This window comes from Microbacterium sp. UBA3486, from assembly GCF_002377845.1.
GTDB lineage: Bacteria > Actinomycetota > Actinomycetes > Actinomycetales > Microbacteriaceae > Microbacterium > Microbacterium maritypicum_A.
This window is the reverse complement of record NZ_DFQP01000077.1, coordinates 1-19150: the sequence shown is the minus strand read 5'-3', so window position 1 is coordinate 19150 and position 19150 is coordinate 1. Positions and strand designations below refer to the sequence as shown.

The 19150-nt window shown below is 70.2% G+C and carries 15 protein-coding genes; 6 read left to right on the top strand and 9 right to left on the bottom strand.

What is annotated here, in order from left to right:
• The 3 genes from B2869_RS11405 to B2869_RS11395 form a co-directional block, all read left to right on the top strand.
• The coding region (locus B2869_RS11405; RefSeq protein WP_292766540.1) for a molybdopterin-dependent oxidoreductase at positions 1-1134 on the top strand (1134 nt) is incomplete at its 5' end.
• 39 nt (positions 1135-1173) lie between these two features.
• A complete protein-coding gene (gene metG / locus B2869_RS11400; RefSeq protein WP_029259613.1) occupies positions 1174-2766 on the top strand; it encodes a methionine--tRNA ligase in 1593 nt (530 codons plus the stop codon).
• Between the two features lie 31 nt (positions 2767-2797).
• Entirely contained in the window at positions 2798-3676 is an 879-nt protein-coding gene (locus tag B2869_RS11395) for a TatD family hydrolase (RefSeq protein ID WP_292766537.1), read from the top strand.
• On the opposite strand, the gene B2869_RS11390 is transcribed toward B2869_RS11395, so the two are convergent.
• A complete protein-coding gene (locus B2869_RS11390; RefSeq protein ID WP_373695390.1) occupies positions 3655-4923 on the bottom strand; it encodes an MFS transporter in 1269 nt (422 codons plus the stop codon). The two genes, B2869_RS11395 and B2869_RS11390, sit on opposite strands and share 22 nt — an antisense overlap.
• Before the next feature lie 90 nt (positions 4924-5013).
• Between B2869_RS11390 and rsmA the strand changes: the two genes are divergently transcribed.
• Genes rsmA through B2869_RS11375 form a run of 3 tightly spaced genes read left to right on the top strand, consistent with a single transcriptional unit; the run spans position 5014 to position 7924 of the window.
• Complete coding sequence (gene rsmA, locus B2869_RS11385; RefSeq protein WP_021199900.1) at positions 5014-5907, top strand: 16S rRNA (adenine(1518)-N(6)/adenine(1519)-N(6))-dimethyltransferase RsmA; 894 nt, start codon at positions 5014-5016, stop codon at positions 5905-5907.
• 9 nt (positions 5908-5916) lie between these two features.
• The gene (gene mgrA, locus B2869_RS11380; RefSeq protein WP_292766529.1) at positions 5917-6984 is read left to right on the top strand and encodes an L-glyceraldehyde 3-phosphate reductase; all 1068 of its coding nucleotides are present in this window, start codon (positions 5917-5919) and stop codon (positions 6982-6984) included.
• Positions 6985-6991: 7 nt separating this feature from the next.
• Entirely contained in the window at positions 6992-7924 is a 933-nt protein-coding gene (locus tag B2869_RS11375; protein WP_292766526.1) for a 4-(cytidine 5'-diphospho)-2-C-methyl-D-erythritol kinase, read from the top strand.
• Positions 7925-7936: 12 nt separating this feature from the next.
• Here the strand turns inward: B2869_RS11375 and B2869_RS11370 are convergent, their stop codons facing one another.
• From B2869_RS11370 to B2869_RS11335, 8 genes are all read right to left on the bottom strand, one after another.
• Positions 7937-8398 (bottom strand): Lrp/AsnC family transcriptional regulator, encoded by a 462-nt coding sequence (locus B2869_RS11370; protein WP_029267058.1) that lies wholly within the window; start codon positions 8396-8398, stop codon positions 7937-7939.
• Between the two features lie 317 nt (positions 8399-8715).
• Positions 8716-10386: a helix-turn-helix domain-containing protein gene (locus B2869_RS11365; RefSeq protein WP_029259618.1), complete on the bottom strand. Its 1671-nt coding sequence runs from the start codon at positions 10384-10386 to the stop codon at positions 8716-8718.
• Positions 10387-10510: 124 nt separating this feature from the next.
• A complete protein-coding gene (gene menC, locus B2869_RS11360; protein ID WP_292766521.1) occupies positions 10511-11617 on the bottom strand; it encodes an o-succinylbenzoate synthase in 1107 nt (368 codons plus the stop codon).
• The gene (locus B2869_RS11355; protein ID WP_292766518.1) at positions 11614-12525 is read right to left on the bottom strand and encodes a GNAT family N-acetyltransferase; all 912 of its coding nucleotides are present in this window, start codon (positions 12523-12525) and stop codon (positions 11614-11616) included. The genes menC and B2869_RS11355 overlap by 4 nt, the downstream gene beginning before the upstream one ends.
• Positions 12522-13673 (bottom strand): M20 family metallopeptidase, encoded by a 1152-nt coding sequence (locus tag B2869_RS11350; protein ID WP_292766515.1) that lies wholly within the window; start codon positions 13671-13673, stop codon positions 12522-12524. Before B2869_RS11350 ends, B2869_RS11355 begins: the two co-directional genes overlap by 4 nt.
• Complete coding sequence (locus tag B2869_RS11345) at positions 13673-17005, bottom strand: serine hydrolase (RefSeq protein ID WP_292766512.1); 3333 nt, start codon at positions 17003-17005, stop codon at positions 13673-13675. The genes B2869_RS11350 and B2869_RS11345 overlap by 1 nt, the downstream gene beginning before the upstream one ends.
• Before the next feature lie 18 nt (positions 17006-17023).
• Positions 17024-18067 carry an ABC transporter ATP-binding protein gene (locus B2869_RS11340; RefSeq protein WP_081860137.1) on the bottom strand — a complete coding sequence of 348 codons (1044 nt, stop codon included), beginning with the start codon at positions 18065-18067 and terminating at the stop codon, positions 17024-17026.
• Positions 18064-19150: ABC transporter ATP-binding protein (locus tag B2869_RS11335; RefSeq protein ID WP_292766509.1), on the bottom strand; the 1087-nt coding region annotated here is incomplete at its 5' end. The genes B2869_RS11335 and B2869_RS11340, both read right to left, overlap by 4 nt.

Sequence of the window (19150 nt, the reverse complement as noted above, 5' to 3'; positions counted from 1 at the left end):
GCGGTGATCCCTCTGCGTCTCCTCGTGGCACGCCTGCGACCGGTCGCGGGCCTGCAGCCCGACGACGAGGACCGGAGGCGGTTCCTGCTGTGGACCGCCGGGGTCGCCGCGGCCGGCGCCGTGGCTCTCATCGTCGGGAACGTCGCGCGCGGCGCGAGCCGTTCGATCGAAGCCGTCCGCGATGCCCTGCGGCTGCCGAGCGCGGCACACGCAGCGGCCACGGTTCCTGCCGGCGCGGAGCTGGGGATCCGCGGTCTGGCTCCCGTCGTGACACCGAACGCGGAGTTCTACCGGATCGACACCGCGCTCATCGTGCCGCAGGTCGACCCGGCCGACTGGTCGCTGCGCATCCACGGGATGGTCGACCGCGAGATCGAGATCACCTGGGACGAGCTACTGGCCATGCCGATGCAGGAGTCCGACGTGACGCTCGCCTGCGTGTCGAACGAGGTCGGGGGATCACTGATCGGCAACGCCCGCTGGCTGGGTCTTCCGGTGCGGGACCTGCTCGCGCGCGCGGGTGTGGATCGCGACGCCGACATGGTGCTCTCGACCTCGGCCGACGGCTTCACGGCATCGACCCCGATCGAGGCGCTCACGGATGACCGCGACGCTCTGCTCGCGATCGGCATGAACGGAGAGCCGCTGCCGATCGAGCACGGATTCCCGGTGCGGATGGTGGTGCCGGGTCTCTACGGCTATGTGTCGGCCACGAAGTGGGTCACACAGCTGGAGGTGACGCGGTTCGACCGTGCCACGGCCTACTGGACGACGCGAGGGTGGTCGGATCGCGGGCCCATCAAGCTGCAGTCCCGCATCGACGTCCCGCGCCGTGGACAGTCGGTCCCGGCGGGGGCCGCGGTGATCGCCGGGATGGCCTGGCAGCAGCACGTCGGCATCGCCGGGGTGGAGGTGCGCATCGACGACGGCCCGTGGCGCGCCGCCGAGCTCGCGACCGCGATCTCCGCCGACACCTGGGTGCAGTGGAGTCTCGATTGGACCGCCGAGAGCGGTTCGCACACCATCGAATGCCGGGCGCTGAGCGCCGACGGCGAGACGCAGACCTCGGATCCGGCTGCCCCGGCACCCGACGGCGCGCAGGGATGGCACCGCATCGACGTCTCCGTCGGCTGAGCGCGTAACCACCCGCGGCATCGCACCTAGAATTGCTCCATGCCCGCAGGCGAATCCTTCTACATCACCACGCCCATCTACTACCCGTCCGACGTGCCTCACATCGGTCACGGGTACACGACGGTGGCCGTCGACACGCTCGCACGGTGGCACCGCCAGGCGGGGGATGACACCTGGATGCTCACGGGCACCGACGAGCACGGTCAGAAGATGCTGCGCGCGGCGGCGGCGAACAACGTCACCCCGCAGGAATGGGTCGACAAGCTCGTCAGCGAGAGCTGGTTCCCGCTGCTGACGACGCTCGACGTCGCCAACGACGACTTCATCCGCACGACGCAGGAGCGGCACGAGACGAACGTGCAGACGTTCTTCCAACGCCTGTACGACCGCGGGTACATCTACGCGGGCGAGTACGAGGCGCTCTACTGTGTGGGCTGCGAGGAGTTCAAGCCCGAGTCGGAGATCGTCGACGGCACCGGTCCTTTCGAGGGACTCAAGGTCTGCGCGATCCACTCCAAGCCTCTCGAACTGCTGCAGGAGAAGAACTACTTCTTCAAGCTCAGCGAGTTCCAGGACCGCCTGCTCGAGCTCTACAAGACCCAGCCCGATTTCGTGCGCCCCGACTCCGCGCGCAACGAGGTCGTCTCCTTCGTGAGCCAGGGCCTGAAGGACCTGTCGATCTCGCGTTCGACCTTCGACTGGGGCATCCCGCTGCCCTGGGACGAATCGCATGTCATCTACGTGTGGGTCGACGCGCTGCTGAACTACGCCACGGCCGTCGGCTACGGCTCCGATGAGGAGACCTTCGCACGCCGCTGGCCCGCCTACCACGTGGTCGGCAAGGACATCCTGCGCTTCCACGCGGTGATCTGGCCCGCGCTGCTGATGGCGGCCGGCCTCGACGTGCCGAAGGGCGTGTTCGCGCACGGCTGGCTGCTCGTGGGCGGCGAGAAGATGTCGAAGTCGAAGCTCACCGGCATCGCGCCGACCGAGATCACCGACGTCTTCGGTTCCGACGCGTACCGCTTCTACTTCCTCTCGGCGATCGCGTTCGGTCAGGACGGATCCTTCTCCTGGGAAGACCTGTCGGCCCGCTACCAGGCCGAGCTCGCGAACGGCTTCGGCAACCTCGCCTCGCGCACGACCGCGATGATCGAGAAGTACTTCGATGGCGTCGTGCCGCCGGCGGCCGAGTACACCGAGAAGGATCTCGCGATCCAGAAGATCGTGGCCGATGCAGCGTCGAACGCGGATGCCGCCGTCGCGCAGTTCCGGATCGATGAGGCGATCTCGGCGATCTGGACGATCGTCGATGCGCTCAACGGCTACATCACCGCGAACGAGCCGTGGGCACTGGCCAAGCAGGCGAACAGCGGAGACGAGGACCAGCGCGCACGCCTCGGCACCGTGCTGTACACCTGCGCCGAGGGGCTGCGCGCCCTCGCGGTGCTGCTGTCGCCGGTGATGCCGGAATCGACCGAGAAGCTCTGGGTCGCCCTCGGCGCCGCCGAGACCCTGGGCCGCCTGCAGGACCAGCCGATCCGCGAGGCGGGTGCCTGGGGCGTGCTGCGCCCCGGCACCAGTGTCAACGGCCTCTCGCCGCTGTTCCCGCGGGTGGAGTCAGCGGGCTGAGCCCGCGGCCCGGAACACAGAGCGCGAAGAGATGGCCGAGACCTACGTGCGTGAGCGTTCGGGGGACGGACGCAAGGATCTGAAGTATCCGTCCGCCCCCGAACCGCTGACGGTTCCGGTGTACGACAACCATGCGCACCTCGAGATCCTCGACGGAGACGATCCGCTCTCGCTGAGCGAGCAGCTCGACCGGGCGGCGGCTGTGGGCATCGCCGGGGTCGTGCAGGCTTCGGGCGACATCGAGTCGTCGCGGTGGGCGGTCGAGGCCGCGGCATCCGACCCTCGTGTGCTGGCCGCCGTCGCGATCCACCCGAACGATGCGCCGACGTACGCAGAGGAGGGGCGTCTGGATGAGGCGATCGCGGTGATCGACGAGCTCGCCGCACACCCGCGCACCCGGGCGATCGGCGAGACGGGGCTCGACTTCTTCCGCACGGAGCCAGAGCGGCAGGCGCCGCAGTTCGAGTCGTTCGAGGCGCACATCGCGCTCGCGAAGAAGCACGGCATCGCGATGCAGATCCACGACCGCGACGCGCACGACGCCGTGCTGGAGACGCTCTCCCGCCTCGGCGCCCCGGAGCGCACGGTGTTCCACTGCTTCTCGGGCGACGACGCGATGGCGCGCATCTGCGCCGACGCCGGGTACCACCTGTCGTTCGCCGGCAACGTCACGTTCAAGAACGCCCAGAATCTGCGCGATGCGTTGAAGGTCACCCCGCTCGATCGCCTCCTGGTCGAGACGGATGCGCCGTTCCTCACCCCGGTGCCGCTGCGCGGACGCCCGAACGCGCCCTACCTGGTGCCGATCACGGTGCGCTTCATGGCCGCAGAGCTCGGTCTCGACGTGGATGAGCTGTGCGCCCAGCTCGCCGAGAACACGCTGCGGGTCTACGGCTCCTTCGACTCCTGAGGCTCGTTCGCCGACCGACTCGCGGGTTCCGCGTCGTCGGGCCCGGTGTCGGCGATGGGCTTCGCCGACACGATCTGCGAGATGGGCTTCCACACCAGCAGCAGCGTGAGGGCGGCACCGACGAACGCGAACCACCACGGTGCGGTGAGCCCCCACACCTGGGCGATCACGCCGCCGAGCGCCTGCCCGACGACCATGCCGCCGAACACCCCGACCATGTTCACCGACGCCACCCGACCCTGGAGCTCGGCGGGGACCAGTCGCTGTCGGACGGTCGTGGAGATCGTGCCCCATACGAACGCGTAGGCGCCGAAGAAGAACATGATGACCAGCGCCACCCAGCCGGTGGCGGTGAGTGCGAAAGACAGGTGCATGAGCACCTCGAGCGAGAGCACGACGCGCATCAGCGTCGCGAACGACACGTGCCGTTCCAGCCAGCCGAAGCTGAGGGTCGCGAGGATCCCCCCGGCCGCCGATGCCGTCGTGAGTGCACCGTAGCCGACCGCGCCCATGTGCAGGTGCTCGGTGGCGTACAGCACGAGGACGCCCCAGGGGGCCGCCCAGGTGATGTTGAAGACCAGGATGATGAGCACCAGCATCCGCACCGGCGGATTGCGCCACAGCCACCGCAGGCCTTCGGCGATGTCGGTGTGCACGGGCGGGTGGGCGTCCGTCTCCCGGGGCGGGACGGGCGTCTTCGCCATGCGCGAGATGAGCACCACGGCGAAGCTCACGCACACGACCTCGAGCAGGAAGGGCCACGCCGTGCCGGCCGCGAACAGGAATGCTCCCAGTGGGGGACCGGCGAACTGGTTCGCGACCAGGTATCCGGCCTGCAGGCGCGCGTTGCCGACGCCGAGGTCTGCGGGTTTCACGAGCATGGGCAGCAGCGTGCTTCCCGCCGTGTCGACGAAGACCTCGGCGGTGCCGTAGAGGAACGCGACCGCGAGCACGATCCAGATGTTCGCTACCCCGGTGAGGAGGAACACGCAGAGAGCTGCGAGCACGAGGGCTCTGGCGGCGTTGGCGAACATGACCAGGCGACGACGGTCGAAGCGGTCGGCGATCGCGCCGGCGTGCAGGCCGAAGAGCAGCCAGGGGAGGAACTGCAGGATCGCGCCGGCCGCCACCAGGATCGGCGACGAGGTCATCGACGCGATGAGCAGCGGAGCAGCCGCGAGCGCGACGCCGTCGCCGACGTTGCTCGTCCACGACGACGCGAGCAGCCAGCGGAAGTCTCGGCCCATGCGGCGGGGCGCGACGAGTTCACCGAGAGAAGGCACCAGAGAAGACTACTGACGGCGGGGGACATCGAAGGAGTGGGGGAGAATGGGAGGATGACCGTCACCCTGCTCGGCGCCACCGAGATCCGCCGCCTCGCCGCCGAGCTCGACGTCACCCCGACGAAGAAGCTCGGCCAGAACTTCGTCACCGATGCGAACACCGTCCGCAAGATCGTGCAGGCGGCCCGCGTGCAGCCGCACGAGCGTGTGGTCGAGGTCGGACCGGGGCTCGGCTCCCTGACGCTCGCGATCCTCGAGACCGGCGCCTCCGTCACAGCCGTCGAGATCGATCACCGACTGGCCGCCCGTCTCGCGCAGACCGCGGCCGAGCACGGCGTCGAGGCCGATCGGCTCACGGTCGTCGATGCGGATGCACTGCGCATCACCGCGCTGCCGGGGGAGCCCACCGTGCTGGTGGCCAACCTGCCCTACAACGTCTCGGTGCCGGTGCTGCTGCACTTCCTCGAGAACTTCGCCTACCTCCAGCGCGGCGTCGTGATGGTCCAGGCCGAGGTCGCCGAGCGCCTGGCCGCGAAGCCCGGCTCGAAGATCTACGGCTCGCCCAGCGTCAAGGCCGCCTGGTACGGGGAATGGAAGCTGTCCGGCAACGTCTCCCGCCAGGTGTTCTGGCCGGTGCCGAACGTCGACAGCCTGCTCGTCGGCTTCGACCGCTCCGAGGGCGAGCGCGGCACCGAGGAGGAGCGTCGCCGCACGTTCCAGATCGTGGACGCGGCGTTCAACCAGCGCCGCAAGATGCTCCGCCAGGCCCTCTCCGGGATCTTCGGCAGCTCGGCCGCGGCGTCGGAGGTGCTGATCGCCGCCGGCGTCGCCCCGACCGCACGCGGAGAAGACCTCACGGTCGAGGACTACCAGCGCATCGCGCAGCACGCCCCGGCGGCGGACGCCGCTGCGGAGATCGTCACCGACGACGTCGCTCCCACCCAGTAATCTGGCACCGTGACCGACTCCCCCCGCTTCCGCCCCGATGTCCCCGAGCTGCACCGTCCGTATGCGGCGGACGAGAACCGCTACCAGCAGTTCGCCTATCGTCAGGTCGGCACGTCCGGCCTCTACCTGCCCCCGATCTCGCTCGGGCTGTGGTGGAACTTCGGCGACAACATCCCACTCGACAACCAACGCGCATTGCTGCGCCACGCGTTCGACCGTGGCATCACGCACTTCGATCTGGCGAACAACTACGGCCCGCCATACGGCTCGGCCGAGAAGAACTTCGGGCGCATCTTCGCCGAAGACCTCCGCCCGTACCGCGACGAGCTGATCATCTCGTCGAAGGCCGGGTGGGACATGTGGCCCGGCCCCTACGGCGACTTCGCGAGCCGCAAGTACATCCTCGCCAGTGCAGAGCAGTCCTTGACCCGCATGGGTCTCGACTACGTCGACATCTTCTACTCGCACCGCGTCGACCCGGTCACCCCGATCGCCGAGACGGTCGGCGCGCTCGACACGCTCGTGCGTCAGGGCAAGGCCCTGTACGTCGGGATCTCGTCCTACAGCGCCGAGCGCACGGCCGAGGCCGTCGCGGTCGCGAAGGACCTCGGCACGCCGCTGGTCATCCATCAGCCCGCGTATTCGATCCTCAACCGCTGGGTCGAGGACGGCCTGACCGACACCCTCGAGCAGTCGGGCCTGGGGGCGATCGCCTTCACGCCGCTGGCGCAGGGGCTGCTCACCGACAAGTACCTCGGCGACGGTACGGCCGAGCGCGCGCAGAAGCGCGGCTCGCTGCCGGAGGGCCGGCTCACCGACGACGCGGTGCAGACGCTGCGTTCACTCAACGAGGTCGCGCAGGGACGCGGCCAGTCGCTCGCGCAGCTCGCCCTGCAGTGGACGCTGCGCACCCCCGTCGTTGCCTCCGCACTGATCGGCGCTTCGCGTCCCGAACAGCTGGACGAGAACATCGCGGCGGTGAACGGACCCGCCTTCACGACGGAGGAGCTCGCCCGCATCGACGAGCTCGCCGGGAGCATCGACGTCAACCTGTGGGCGAAGTCCTCGGAGCTGTGACCCGATCATGAGCCATGCCGCGTTCACCGATTCCGTGCACGTGCGCGCCCCGGGGAAGATCAACGTCTTCCTCGGGGTCGGCGGGCGGCATGACGACGGCTACCACGCGCTGGCGACGGTGTTCCAGGCGGTCTCCCTCTACGAAGACGTGATCGCGCGCCCGGCCGACGACTTCTCGGTCACGGTCTCGGGTGTGGAAGACATCGGCTCGGTTCCTCTCGACGACCGCAACCTCGCGATGCGTGCGGCCAAGCTGCTCGCCGCGGCCGTGGATCATCGCGGCGGGGTCGCCCTGGAGATCCGCAAGAGTGTGCCCGTCGCGGGGGGCATGGGGGGAGGATCTGCGGATGCTGCGGCCGCCCTGGTCGCCTGCGATGCGCTGTGGGGCACCGGGCTGTCGCAGACGCGCCTGCACGACCTCGCCTCGCGTCTCGGCGCGGATGTGCCCTTCGCGCTGCACGGCGGCACGGCGGTCGGCACCGGTCGCGGCGATCAGCTCAACCCGGCACTCGCGCGCGGACGCTTCGACTGGATCCTGGTGCCCAGCGAGCAGGGGCTCTCGACGCCCGTGGTCTACGAGCGCCTCGACCTGCTGCGCGAGGAGGAGGGGGCTCTCGCCGACGATCCTCCGCTGTCGCTCGACGTGCCGATCCCGGTGCTGCAGGCGCTCCGGTCGGGCGACCCGGTGAGCCTCGCCGAGACGCTGTTCAACGATCTGCAGGCTGCGGCCCTCTACGAGCGACCCGACCTCGCCGACACGATCCGTCAGGGGGTCGCTGCCGGCGCGTTGCAGGGCATCGTCTCCGGTTCCGGACCCACCGTGGCACTGCTGTGCCCCGATCCCGAGACCGCACAGGACGTGCAGTCCTCGCTGCGGGAGGGAGGGCTCGACCCCCTGCATGTGCACGGTCCCGTTCCGGGCGCGCGCATCATCGGCTGACGGGCGAGACGCTCACTCCGCCTGCAGCAGTGCGCTCACCCGGTAGGGGATGACCTCGCGCAGGAACAGGCTCGTCGAGGTGCGGAGGATGCCGGGGCACAGCCGCACCACCTCGGCGACGCGGTAGAGGTCGTCCGGGTCCCGGGCGACGACGCGCAGCAGCAGGTCGGTGTCACCGGCCGGCGCGAAGCACTCCAGCACCTCGGGAACACGGCTGAGCGCCTCGATCGCGGCGGTGATCTTGTGCTGGTCGAGCTCGACGAGGATCGAGGCGGCGACGCCGCGGCCCAGTGCCTGCGGGAGGATGCGCGAGCTGTGCGCACGCAGATAGCCACCCGACTCGAGACGGTCGAGACGTGCGTGCACGGTGCCGCGTGCGAGGCCGAGGTCCTGGGCGATCAGGGCCACCGGGCGCCGTGGGTCGGTGTCGAGCACCGTGAGGATCCGTCGGTCGGTCTCGTCGAGGTTGGCCATTTCGATCACCGTCGCCTTCTTCGGGTCGCGTGGATTGATCGGATCGATCAATCGAAGCTCACTCTATGGTCTGAATGCCCTATACGTGTTGAAATGAGTGTCAGATACGCAGGATGTCGGCCACGAGCGGGCATCACGCGCACTCGACGGAGAGGCCACGAGCCGCCCCTGCCGGGTGTCGACGGCGACGGGCCACGAGCCTCTGCCGGCCCCGTCCCCGGGAGGGGCGGGGCAGGCGCTGTCCCTGAGGTGGCGCTGTCCGCTGATGCGGCACTGTCCCTGAGGTGGCGCTGTCCCCTGATGGTGCGAGGGGTGCGTCAGTCGCGGGGAACGAGCAGACGCAGCTGCACCATGGCCGAGAACCGGGCTTCCGGATCGGTCAGATCGAGTCCGCTGATCTCCGACAGTCGGCGCAGCCGATACCGGAAGGTGTTCGGGTGCGTGTAGACCCGGGCCGCGGCCACCGCGACATCGCCGAAGGCATCGAGCCAGGCCCGCAGCGTCTCGACCAGGTGCGTGCCCTTCTCCCGATCCTGGGCGAGGAGCTGAGCGACGGGGCCGGTGGGCTGGTCACCCCGTGCACGCACGAGGTCGCCGAGCTCGACCAGCAGTGCCTCCATCTGCACAGCGGTGAAGCGTGCCACCGGTTCATGCGACGGGGCCTGTCGGACCACGCGGAGGGCGCGGTCGGCGTTCGCGCGGGATGAGGGGATGCCGGTGGTCTCGTCCGCCACCGTGCCGACGCCGATGCGGATCTCGCTGGTCGCTCCGAGCCGACCGAGGAAGTCGGTGGCCACACGCGCAGCGCGGTTGTCCGCGTCGCTGCGCTCGGCTCCGGATTCGGCATCGCCCTGCTCCGGGCGGGTGCCGACCACGGCGTACACGACATCGCCGATCACGGCGACGGCGGAACGGAGGTAGACCGCGCCCAGGTGCACGGCGAAGGCGTCGGCGATGTGCTGTCTCTCCGCGACACCCCGGGCGCCGGCCGATGGTTCGTCGTCGGCCTCTTCCGCCGCGGACAGCGCGAGGACCACGCATCGGTGGTCGTTCAGCCGCAGCCGCGCCGTGGCATCCGCCGCCCCCGGACCCCCTTCGAGGATGGTGGCGAGCAGGTCGGCGCGCAGCCGGCGCTCGACATCGGCACCGGCCCGCAGGCGCAGCATGTGCAGGGCCACCAAGCCGGCGGAGTCCTTCAGCGCACGCACACGGTCGGGGGAGAGCGGCTCCTGCACCGCGGCCCAGATCGATCCGAGGATCTCGTCGCCCGCGCGTACCGCCAGCGCCACGCGGGGGAAGGACGGAAGGCCCTCGGTGTTGAGCACGGGGCCGACGTCGATCGGATCCTCGCTGCGATACAGCTCCTGGAAGACCCCGCGCTCTTCGAGCTGGCGTGCGAACCGCTCGGGGACCTGTCGTCCGAGAACCGTCTCGATGCGTGCCGGATCGGCTTCGTGCTGGCGCCCCGAGAACGCGACGACCCGGGAGTTGCGGTCCTCGATCGTGACCGGGGCGTTCAACAAGGTGGCGATCGCGTTGGCGAGGGCGAAGAGATCGCCGGAAGGCATCCCGCCGAGCGTGGTGGCTCCCTGATCGCCGACGTCGCCCTCGGCGATGAGCGAGCGCAGCATCGCGGCCAACTGTGCCCACGACGCCCCGCGGGTGAGGGCGAGGACAGGGATGCCGGTGGCCTCGGACGCATCGCGCACCGGCTGCTCGGCGCGCACCGGGGCGCGTAGCACGAGGGCGGAGGCGTGCTGGGCGGCGAGGGTCTGCAGCAGTGCGGCGATCTCCTCGGGGTCGCTCAGCCCGACGCCGAGGACGAGGGCACCGCGCATCGGCATGGCATCGTCGAGGACGTCGTGGATGACGACCGTCTCGATCTCGGCGTCGTCGTCGGCCGCACCGCTCACGACCTCGAGCAGGGTGTTGCCGAGGTCTTCGATGACCCGGCCGAGGCTGGCGCGGGGCCTGGTCGTCACGGACATGAGCACAGGGCCCAGGGTAGGGGGAGACCGCCGGTCGCGGAGCTGTGGGGCACGACGAAATCGTATCGACTCTTGGTCGATCTCGACAGGATCGTCGTGCCCCGCTCGGGCGGTCATCCTGTGCTCAGACGGCGATCCACTCGGTGCGGACCGTCACGGCGTCCAGAGCAGCCTGATCCGGGGTGACCCCGATCCCCGGGCCCGTCGGAACCGTGAGCGTGCCGTCTTCGACGACGAACGGCTCGGTGATGTCGCGGGAGTAGTAGCGGCCCGAACCCGAGGTGTCGCCGGGGAGCGTGAAGCCGGGCAGAGCCGCGAGAGCGACGTTCGCCGCACGGCCGATCCCGGTCTCGAGCATCCCGCCGCACCACACCGGGATGTCGTTGGCCACGCACACGTCGTGGATGCGACGCGCTTCGAGGTATCCGCCGACGCGGCCGGGCTTGATGTTCACGATCGAGCACGCGCCGAGGGCGATCGCATCCGCCGCCGCGCGGGCCGACACGATCGACTCGTCGAGGCACACCGGAGTCGTGATGGCCCGGGCGAGCTGCGCGTGGCCGAGCAGATCCTCCTCGTCGAGGGGCTGTTCGATCAGGAGCAGGCCGAACGGGTCGAGCTTGGCAAGATGCCGGGCGTCGCCGCGGTGGTACGCGGTGTTCGCGTCGACCTGCAGCAGCACGTCGTCGCCGAAGCGCTCCCGCACCGCGCGCACGGGGTCGATGTCCCATCCCGGCTCGATCTTCAGCTTGATGCGCACGTACCCCTCGTCGAGGTATCCGCCGACGGCGTCGAGCAACTCGGGAATGGAGTCCATGATGCCGACCGAGACACCGCAGTCGACCCGGTCGCGCACGGCACCGAGCTCGCGGGAGAGCGGCACTCCGGCCGCGCGCAGCTGCGCATCGAGGATCGCCAGTTCGACCGCGGCCTTCGACATGCGGTGCCCCTTGAACTTCGCCAGCGCCGGCGCGACGCCACCCGCGTCCAGATCCTTCACCTGCGCGAGCGCCGGAAGCAGGAAGCGCGTGATCACATCCACGCTCGCCTCCACGTACTCGGAGGAGTACAACGGGTCGTTCATCGCGACCCCCTCGCCCCAGCCCTCCGCCTCGTCGGTGACCGCGCGGACCAGCAGCGCCTCGCGCACGGTCTGCACCCCGAACGACGTCCGGAACGGCGACACCAGCGGCATCTCGATCACGCGCAGCTCGAATCCGGTGAGCTTCATCCCTGTTCTCCTCTGTCGATGGTGTAGGCGCCGGAGCGGTCGAACGCGAGCACGCGACCCCCACCCTCCAGCGATGATCCGAGCGTCTCCCGCAGCGCCAGACGCCACGCAGTCGCGCGGGCGGGTTCGGTCAGACGCAGGGTCTCGATGTCGCGCGGCAACGCCACGCGCACCAGGCGCGCGTCGGTGCGATGACGGAGCGGCCCGAGATCCTCGCCCACGCTGAGCAGGGGCTCGACGTGCGCGAATCCGTCGGCGGATCCGTCGGTCAATCCCTCGTCGGGTCGGTCGGCGGAGACGGCGGGATCGCCGTGGCAGGCGGCCACGACCCGGGGGTCGCGCACATACCAGGTCACCAGCATCCGATCGGTGTCGTCCGCGCCGTTGAGGGCGTCGGCCATGTGTCCGTAGAAGTTGCGGTGATACGACGTCGGGCTCGCCGCGAGCTTCACGAGGTTGAAATGCGCGTTCCGGCTGATGAGCGGATCGAACGTCCAGGAGATCTCGTCCAGCCCCTCGTCGAGCGCCCATGCCCGCTGATGCACCTTGAGGGCGAAGCCGACGCTGCGGCCCCGCATGCGCGAGGAGACACCGGCGATGTGGCTGTGCAGGGCGCGCTGGCCGGGGGCGGCGAAGAACCCGAAGCACGCTCCCACCAGCTCGTCGTGCTCGAAGGCGCCGCCCACGTAGCTGCCGGCCTTCGACAGCGCCCGCAGGGTCTCGACGTTGACGGGAGAGGCCTCGCCCTGCTTCGTCCAGATGCTCTGGAACAGCTCGGCGACCCGGGCGAAGTCGTCCACCTCCGAAAGCAGGCGGATATCCACTCCCGCTCTCCTGGCGGCGGCGCTCGCGGCATCGGCCGCCTCCTCCGGCGAAGCGCGGAACGCGGCGGCATCCGTCATGCTCATGCCCTTCCTCCGGCCCGTGCATCCCGATCGAGCGGTGTCTCCCGCTCGGCCAGGACGGTGGCGATCAGCTCCTGCAGCAGCAGGGTGCGTTCGGGGATCATCGCGATCACCACGTGCTCGTCATCGGCGTGCGCGCCACCGCCGACGGCACCGAGGCCGTCGAGCGTCGGCACGCCGAGCGCTGCGGTGAAGTTGCCGTCCGAGGCCCCGCCGACCGCGACGCCCTGGAACGGAGTGAGTCCGGTGCGCGCGGCGATCGCGACCGCCTGCGCGAACAGGTGCGCCGACGACTCCGGCTCCAGCGGACGTCGGTTCGCACCGCCCTCGATACGGACGGACGCACCCGGAATCGTCGGAGGGAGGTCGCGGAGCGCCGCATCCACCCTGTCCTGCTCCGCCACTGTGCGCACCCGTACGTCGACCGCGAACTCCGCCGCGGCCGGCACCGTGTTCGTGGTGCTGCCGGCGCGCACGAGCGTAGGGGTCACACTGGTCCCCGCCGCGCGGTCGCCGAGGTCGGCGATCGCGAGCAGCAGATGCGCGGCCTCGATGGCGGCGTTCACCCCGCGCTCCGGTTCCAGCCCGGCGTGAGCCGCCCGGCCGGTGACGTGCACCCGGTAGAGCGAGACGCCCTTGCGCGCGATCTTCACGGCGCCGCCCTCGGCCGCGGCCTCCAGCACGAAAGCCGCGGCACAGCCGAGCGCCTCCTGCTCGATCAGTGCGCGTGAGCTCGGCGAACCGAGTTCCTCGTCACCCGTGATCAGGATGCTGACGCCGGTGCGGTCGGGCAGCGCCGCCACGGCGTGCAATGCCATCACCACGCCGGTCTTCATGTCGAAGCATCCCGGCCCCCGCAGCACGCCGTCGTCGAGGCGGAACGGAAGTCTCCGCAGCGAGCCGAGCGGCCAGACCGTGTCGTGATGACCGAGCACCAGCACCACCGGTTCGCCGAACCGCCACCGCAGATGCGTGCGCCCTTCGATCACGATGCGCTCGGGGGCCACGCCCAGCAGCCGCTCGCCGAGGGATGCGACGACATCGGCGCTGCGGGAGACGGCGTCGAGGTCGTCGGAGGGGGACTCGCAGGAGACGAGGGTCTCGATGTCGGCCAGGACCCGGTCGAGGTCCACGTCCGCCTGCACGCTCATCACGACACCTTCGGCGCCGCGCGGACGCCGTGGTGCAGGTAGCGCTCGCCGGTGGGCAGGGAGTAGAAGACCACGGCATGCCACCCCTGCTCGCCCTCCGGCCGCATCACGAACTCGCCGTGACGCACCGGGACCAGCGGGTGCTCCTGCACCGGGTCGGGGAGCAGCGCGGCGAGGGGGCCGTTGAGCGTGGTGCGCATGCGGAGACCTTCGTCGCCGCGGAAGATCTCGGTGCGGACCCCGGAGCGGTCGTAGATGCCCTCGAACTCGGAGAAGTCGTCGGCGAACGGCTCCTCCGGAGGGGTGAGGCCCGCCGGCACGTGCACATCCGCGAGCTCGGAGAAGATCTCGTCGAACAGCTCGGCATACAGGTCATGCGTGTTGCCGCCGTTGGTGAGCATCGTCACCGCGAGCTGCTCGTCCGGCAGGATGCGCAGGAACGCGGCTTGGCCGATGGTGTTCCCGTCGTGTCCGTAGAGTCGGCGCCCGTCCCAGTCGAACAGGATCCACCCCACGCCCCAGGCATCGCCGAGCGAGTACGGATCGGGCATGTCGACCTCCCGCTGCTGCATCCGTCGCACGCTCTCCTCCGACAGCACCCGCGTGCCGTCGGCGGCGAGTCCTCCCGTGAGGTGCATGCGCGCGAACGCGAGCACGTCGGCGGTCGTGGAGTTCACCAGTCCCGCGGGTCCCATCGCGCGGGGGAGCATCCACGCCGGGGCGAGCACGGGACCGTCGTCGCCGGTCTCGGTGTGGCCGCTGGCCGCCCGGAACATGATGGCCTCCTCCGGGAGCGTGGAGGAATGGGAGAGGCCGAGCGGCGAGATGAGCAGGTCGCGCATGGCCTGGTCCCAGCTGGTGCCGGTGATCTTCTCGATCACGCGGCCCGCGAGCACGAACCCCGAATTGCAGTACGACATGGTCGCCCCCAGCGGGTGGTTCTGGGCGACCCCGTCCAGGAGCGAGACGTACTTCTCGAGCGTGTCGTCGCCCCGCCCGGTGTCGGTGAAGACGTCGCCGTCGATCCCGCTGGTGTGGCTGAGCAGGTGGCGCATCGTGACACGACCGGTGATCTCGGGATCCGAGGAGGAGAACTCCGGCAGGTAGTCGACGATCGGGGCATCGAGGTCGAGCCTGCCCTCGTCGACGAGCCGCATCACGACGGAGGCGGTCCACACCTTCGTCATCGAGCCGATCTGGAAGACGGAGTCGTCGGTGGTCTCGATGCCGGTGCGCACATTGAGTATGCCGTGATGCGCATATACCGGCTCTTCGCCGACGCGGAGGATGCCGAGGGTCGCCCCAGGAACCTTGTGCGCTGCGGCCAGGGCGCTCAGCCGCTGCTGCCAGTGCCGGGCGTCGAGCCGTGCGCGCACGGGCTTCCCCGCGGCAGGGGCGTACTGCTCGACCCAGTCGATCACGCGCTGTGAGAAGTCCGCCCGGTGCGAGGGTGCGCCGGAGAGGACGAACAGGTGAGAACCGCCGGGGTAGAGCACGAGACGCGTGGGGACACCGCGTCCGCGCAGGGCGGTGAACCACTGCTCCGCCTGACCGACGGGGCAGCGGTCGTCGGCCGCTCCGTGCAGGATGAGGGTGGGCGTGGTGACCCGATCGACCTGCGTGAACGGGGACTGCGCCGAGATGCGCTCCTCGTCGCGCCAGGGCAGTCCGCCGTTCTCCTTCGACGACAGGTAGTGGCCGAAGTCGGACGTGCCTCCCATCGAGAACAGGTCGGTGACCACACCTCCGGCGACGGCAGCGGCGAAGCGGTCGTCGCGCGAGGTGAGGAAGCAGGTCATGAAGCCGCCGTAGCTGTAGCCGGTGACGGCGAGGCGAGCCGGATCCGCGATGCCCTCGGCCACGAGCTGGTCGATCGGCTCGAGGAAGTCGTTCGCGTCGCTGACGCCCCACCCTCCGGAGACTGCGGAGAAGAAGGCGTCGCCGTAGCCGTCGCTGCCGCGCGGATTGAGGGTGAGGACGGCCCAGCCGCGTCGTGCGAGCACCTGGTGATACGGGTGGATGACGTCGGCCGCGCCGTTCCACGCGTTGTGCGGGCCGCCGTGGATGTCGAGCAGCAGCGGGAGAGGCCCTGCGGCGTCGGGGTCTCGACGCAGCCATCCGGTGACGACCGTGCCGTCCGAGATCGTGAAGCGGCGCTCCTCGGCGCGGACGAGGTCGAAGTCGGGGGTGCCGTATCCGGTGAGCACGCTCGCCGTCCCGTCGGCGAGGTCCAGGAGTGCGACGTCGCCGAACGACTCCGGTGTGGCGAGCACGATCGCCGCGGATGCTCCGGCGACCGACAGCCCGGACACGTTCGCGGTGCCGCCGACGAGCGTCACAGCGCCCGACCCGTCGGGGGCCACGCGGTACACGTGCGAGTAGCCGTTGTCACGCAGGCAGAACACGATGTCCCCGCCGTCGGTGAACCGCGGCATCCCACCGGGGTAGCCGGGGCCACCCGGCATCACGTTGCGGTCGAGGCTTCCCGTGATGTTCTGCGGCTCTCCGCCGTCGACCGGGAACAGCAGCAGATCCGCGTTGCCGACCTCGGTGTCGAGACGTCCGGCCGCCAGCACGTGGCGACCGTCCGGAGTCCAGCCGACCGCTGTGGCCTGCACGTCGGCGGCACTGATCTGCACGGCCTCGCTGTTCGGGTCGGTGGAGGAGCGCACGAACACGGGGATCCGCATCGTCAGGTCCGCATCGTCCTCGACACTCGACGAGTAGGCGATCCGCGTGCCGTCGGGCGACCAGAACGGCTCGGAGGCGTGGGAGAATCCGCGGGTGAGGACCGTGACGGCGCCCGAGTCGACGTCGAGCACGTGCACCTGCTGCACGAGGGTGCCGAGGTTCCCCGCGCCGTCCGCCTTGTAGCCGAGACGGTCGGTGGCCGTCGGTGCCGAACGCCGAGCGAGGATGGTCTCCGCGCCCTCGCCGGGGAGCGCGGCACCGTCGACCGGCGCCGTGAAGGCGATGCGCTGTCCGTCGGGGCTCCAGGCGGGGGCGCCGGCGCCGAGAGGGAGAGTCGTGAGGTTGCGCGCCTCGCCACCGGCAGCCGGGAGGAGCCAGATCTGCGCGGGGCCGTCCTGCGCGCGCAGGAACGCCAGCTGCGAGCCGTCCGGGCTCCATACCGGCGTCGAGTCCGCCGTCGCGTAGGTCAGCGCGGAGGGGGTTCCGCCCGCGGCCGGAACCTGCCACAGCGCCCGTGCGTCGCGGTCGCCGTCGCGGTCGGTGGTCCGCAGCACGAAGGCGATGCGGGTGCCGTCCGGAGACAGCGCGGGCTGCTCGGGCGTGCGGACGGAGAGCAGGTCGTCGACGGTGACGCGGTTCATGAGAGCTCCAATCGATGGTCAGTCCACTGTGTCCGCTGAGAGCGGGGACCGTGTTGTGGTCGCGGCCGAAACCAGGGGGATGCTTTGGGAGGTGGGCACAGTCCCGAGCGCGGCGTCGGCAGGCGTCCCCGCGAAATGACAGGCAGCGCCCGCCGTGCCCGTGGGCAGCGGAGGCTCCGCGATGACGCAGATCTGACGGTCGGGTCGTGCGGCCGGGCCGATCGGACACCGCGGGTGGAAGCGGCATCCGCTGGGCGGCGCGTGCGGATCGGCCGGCTCGACATCGATCGGTGCGAGCGGATCGACCGCGAGCAGGTTCCCGTGCCGGGTGGGCGCCGCCTGCAGCAGATCCCGCGTGTACGGGTGCTGCGGGTCGGCGAGCACCTGCTCGGTGGGCCCGAACTCGACGATGCGCCCGAGGTACATCACCGCGATGTGGTCGCTCAGGTAGCGCACGACAGACAGATTGTGCGAGATGAACAGCATCGTGAGGTCGAGCTCGCCACGCAGCTCCCGCACGAGGTTGAGCACGGAGCCCTGCACCGACACGTCGAGTGCTGAGGTGATCTCGTCGGCGATCACGACCTCGGGCCGGGCGGCGAGCGCCCTGGCCAGGGCGATGCGCTGACGCTGTCCGCCCGAGAGCGCGGCCGGGAGCGACTGCGCGCGGTCGGCGTCGAGGCTCACGAGGTCGAGCAGACGGGCGACCTCGGTGCGCCGGGCGTTCGCACCGCGGATGTCACGCGGCAGCGCCTCGGCGATCGACTCGCCGATCGTCATGCGCGGATCGAGTGAGGAGAACGGATCCTGGAACACCATCTGGATCGGGCGACGACGACGGAAGGTCCGCACGTCCACGCCGTCGAGCGTGATGGTCCCCTCGCTGATCGGGGCCAGCCCGATCGCCGCGCGGGCCAGGGTCGACTTTCCGGATCCCGACTCGCCGACGAGTCCGACGACGGATCCGGATGGGACCACGAGCGAGACGTCGTCGACGGCGGTGAGGCCGGAACGATGCGTGCCGTAGCGCACGCTGACCTGATCGAAACGCAGCTCGCTCATCGCAGGACCGTCTCTTCCTCTTCTGCGGTCGTCTCGTCGGCGACCGTGGCGATCGCCACCGGGACCGGGGCCTCGCCGTCCACCGGGTGCCAGCACGCGACGCGGTGTCCATCGGCATCCGCCACCAGCTCGGGATCGCTCTCGCGGCAGAGATCGGTCGCGAGAGGACAGCGGGCGGCGAACGCGCAGCCGACCGGGAATGCCCCGGGAGCCGGGGGACGGCCGGGGATCATCTTGAGCGGCTCGCTGCGGTCGGCGTCGAGCTCGGGAACGACCTCGAGCAGGGCTCGCGTGTACGGGTGCCGGGCGTCGGTGTGCAGCGTGGCCGCAGGCAGGTCCTCGACGATGCGGCCCGCGTACATGACCAGCACGCGGTCGCAGGTCTGGGCGACCACGGCGATGTCGTGGCTGATCAGCAGGATGGCCGCATCGGTGTCGCGGCGCACGCCCGCCAACAGCTGGAGCACCTGCCGCTGCACGGTCACGTCGAGCGCTGTCGTCGGCTCGTCCGCGATGATCAGACGCGGGTGGTTCATGAGTCCCATGGCGATCATGGCGCGCTGTCGCATGCCGCCGGAGAACTCGTGGGGGTACTGGTGGGCGCGTCGGGTGGCCGCGGGCACCCGGACCGACTGCAGGCGTTCGATCGCCCGATCCATGGCCTGCTTCCGGGTGATGTCCTGGTGCTCGGAGGCGGCCTCGGCGAGCTGCGATCCGATGCGCCTGGTCGGATTGAACGAGGTCATCGGGTCCTGGAACACCATCGAGAGCGAGGTGCCGAGCAGGCTCCGCACCGCGCGGTCCGATGTGGTCATCAACGGCGTGCCGCAGAAGTCGAGGCGGGCGGCGGCGACATGACCCGGGCGTTCGATGAGGCGGGCGGCCGCGAGCGCGGTGAGGCTCTTGCCCGAGCCGGATTCGCCGACGACACCGATCGCCTCACCGCGCGAGATCGTGAACGAGACGCCGCGCACCGGGGTGACCCAGCCGGCCGGCGTCGGGAAGGAGACGCGCAGGTCGTCGACGAGGAGCACCACTTCTTCACCGTCGACCTGCGCGGGCTGGGCGGCGCCGGGCGTGCTC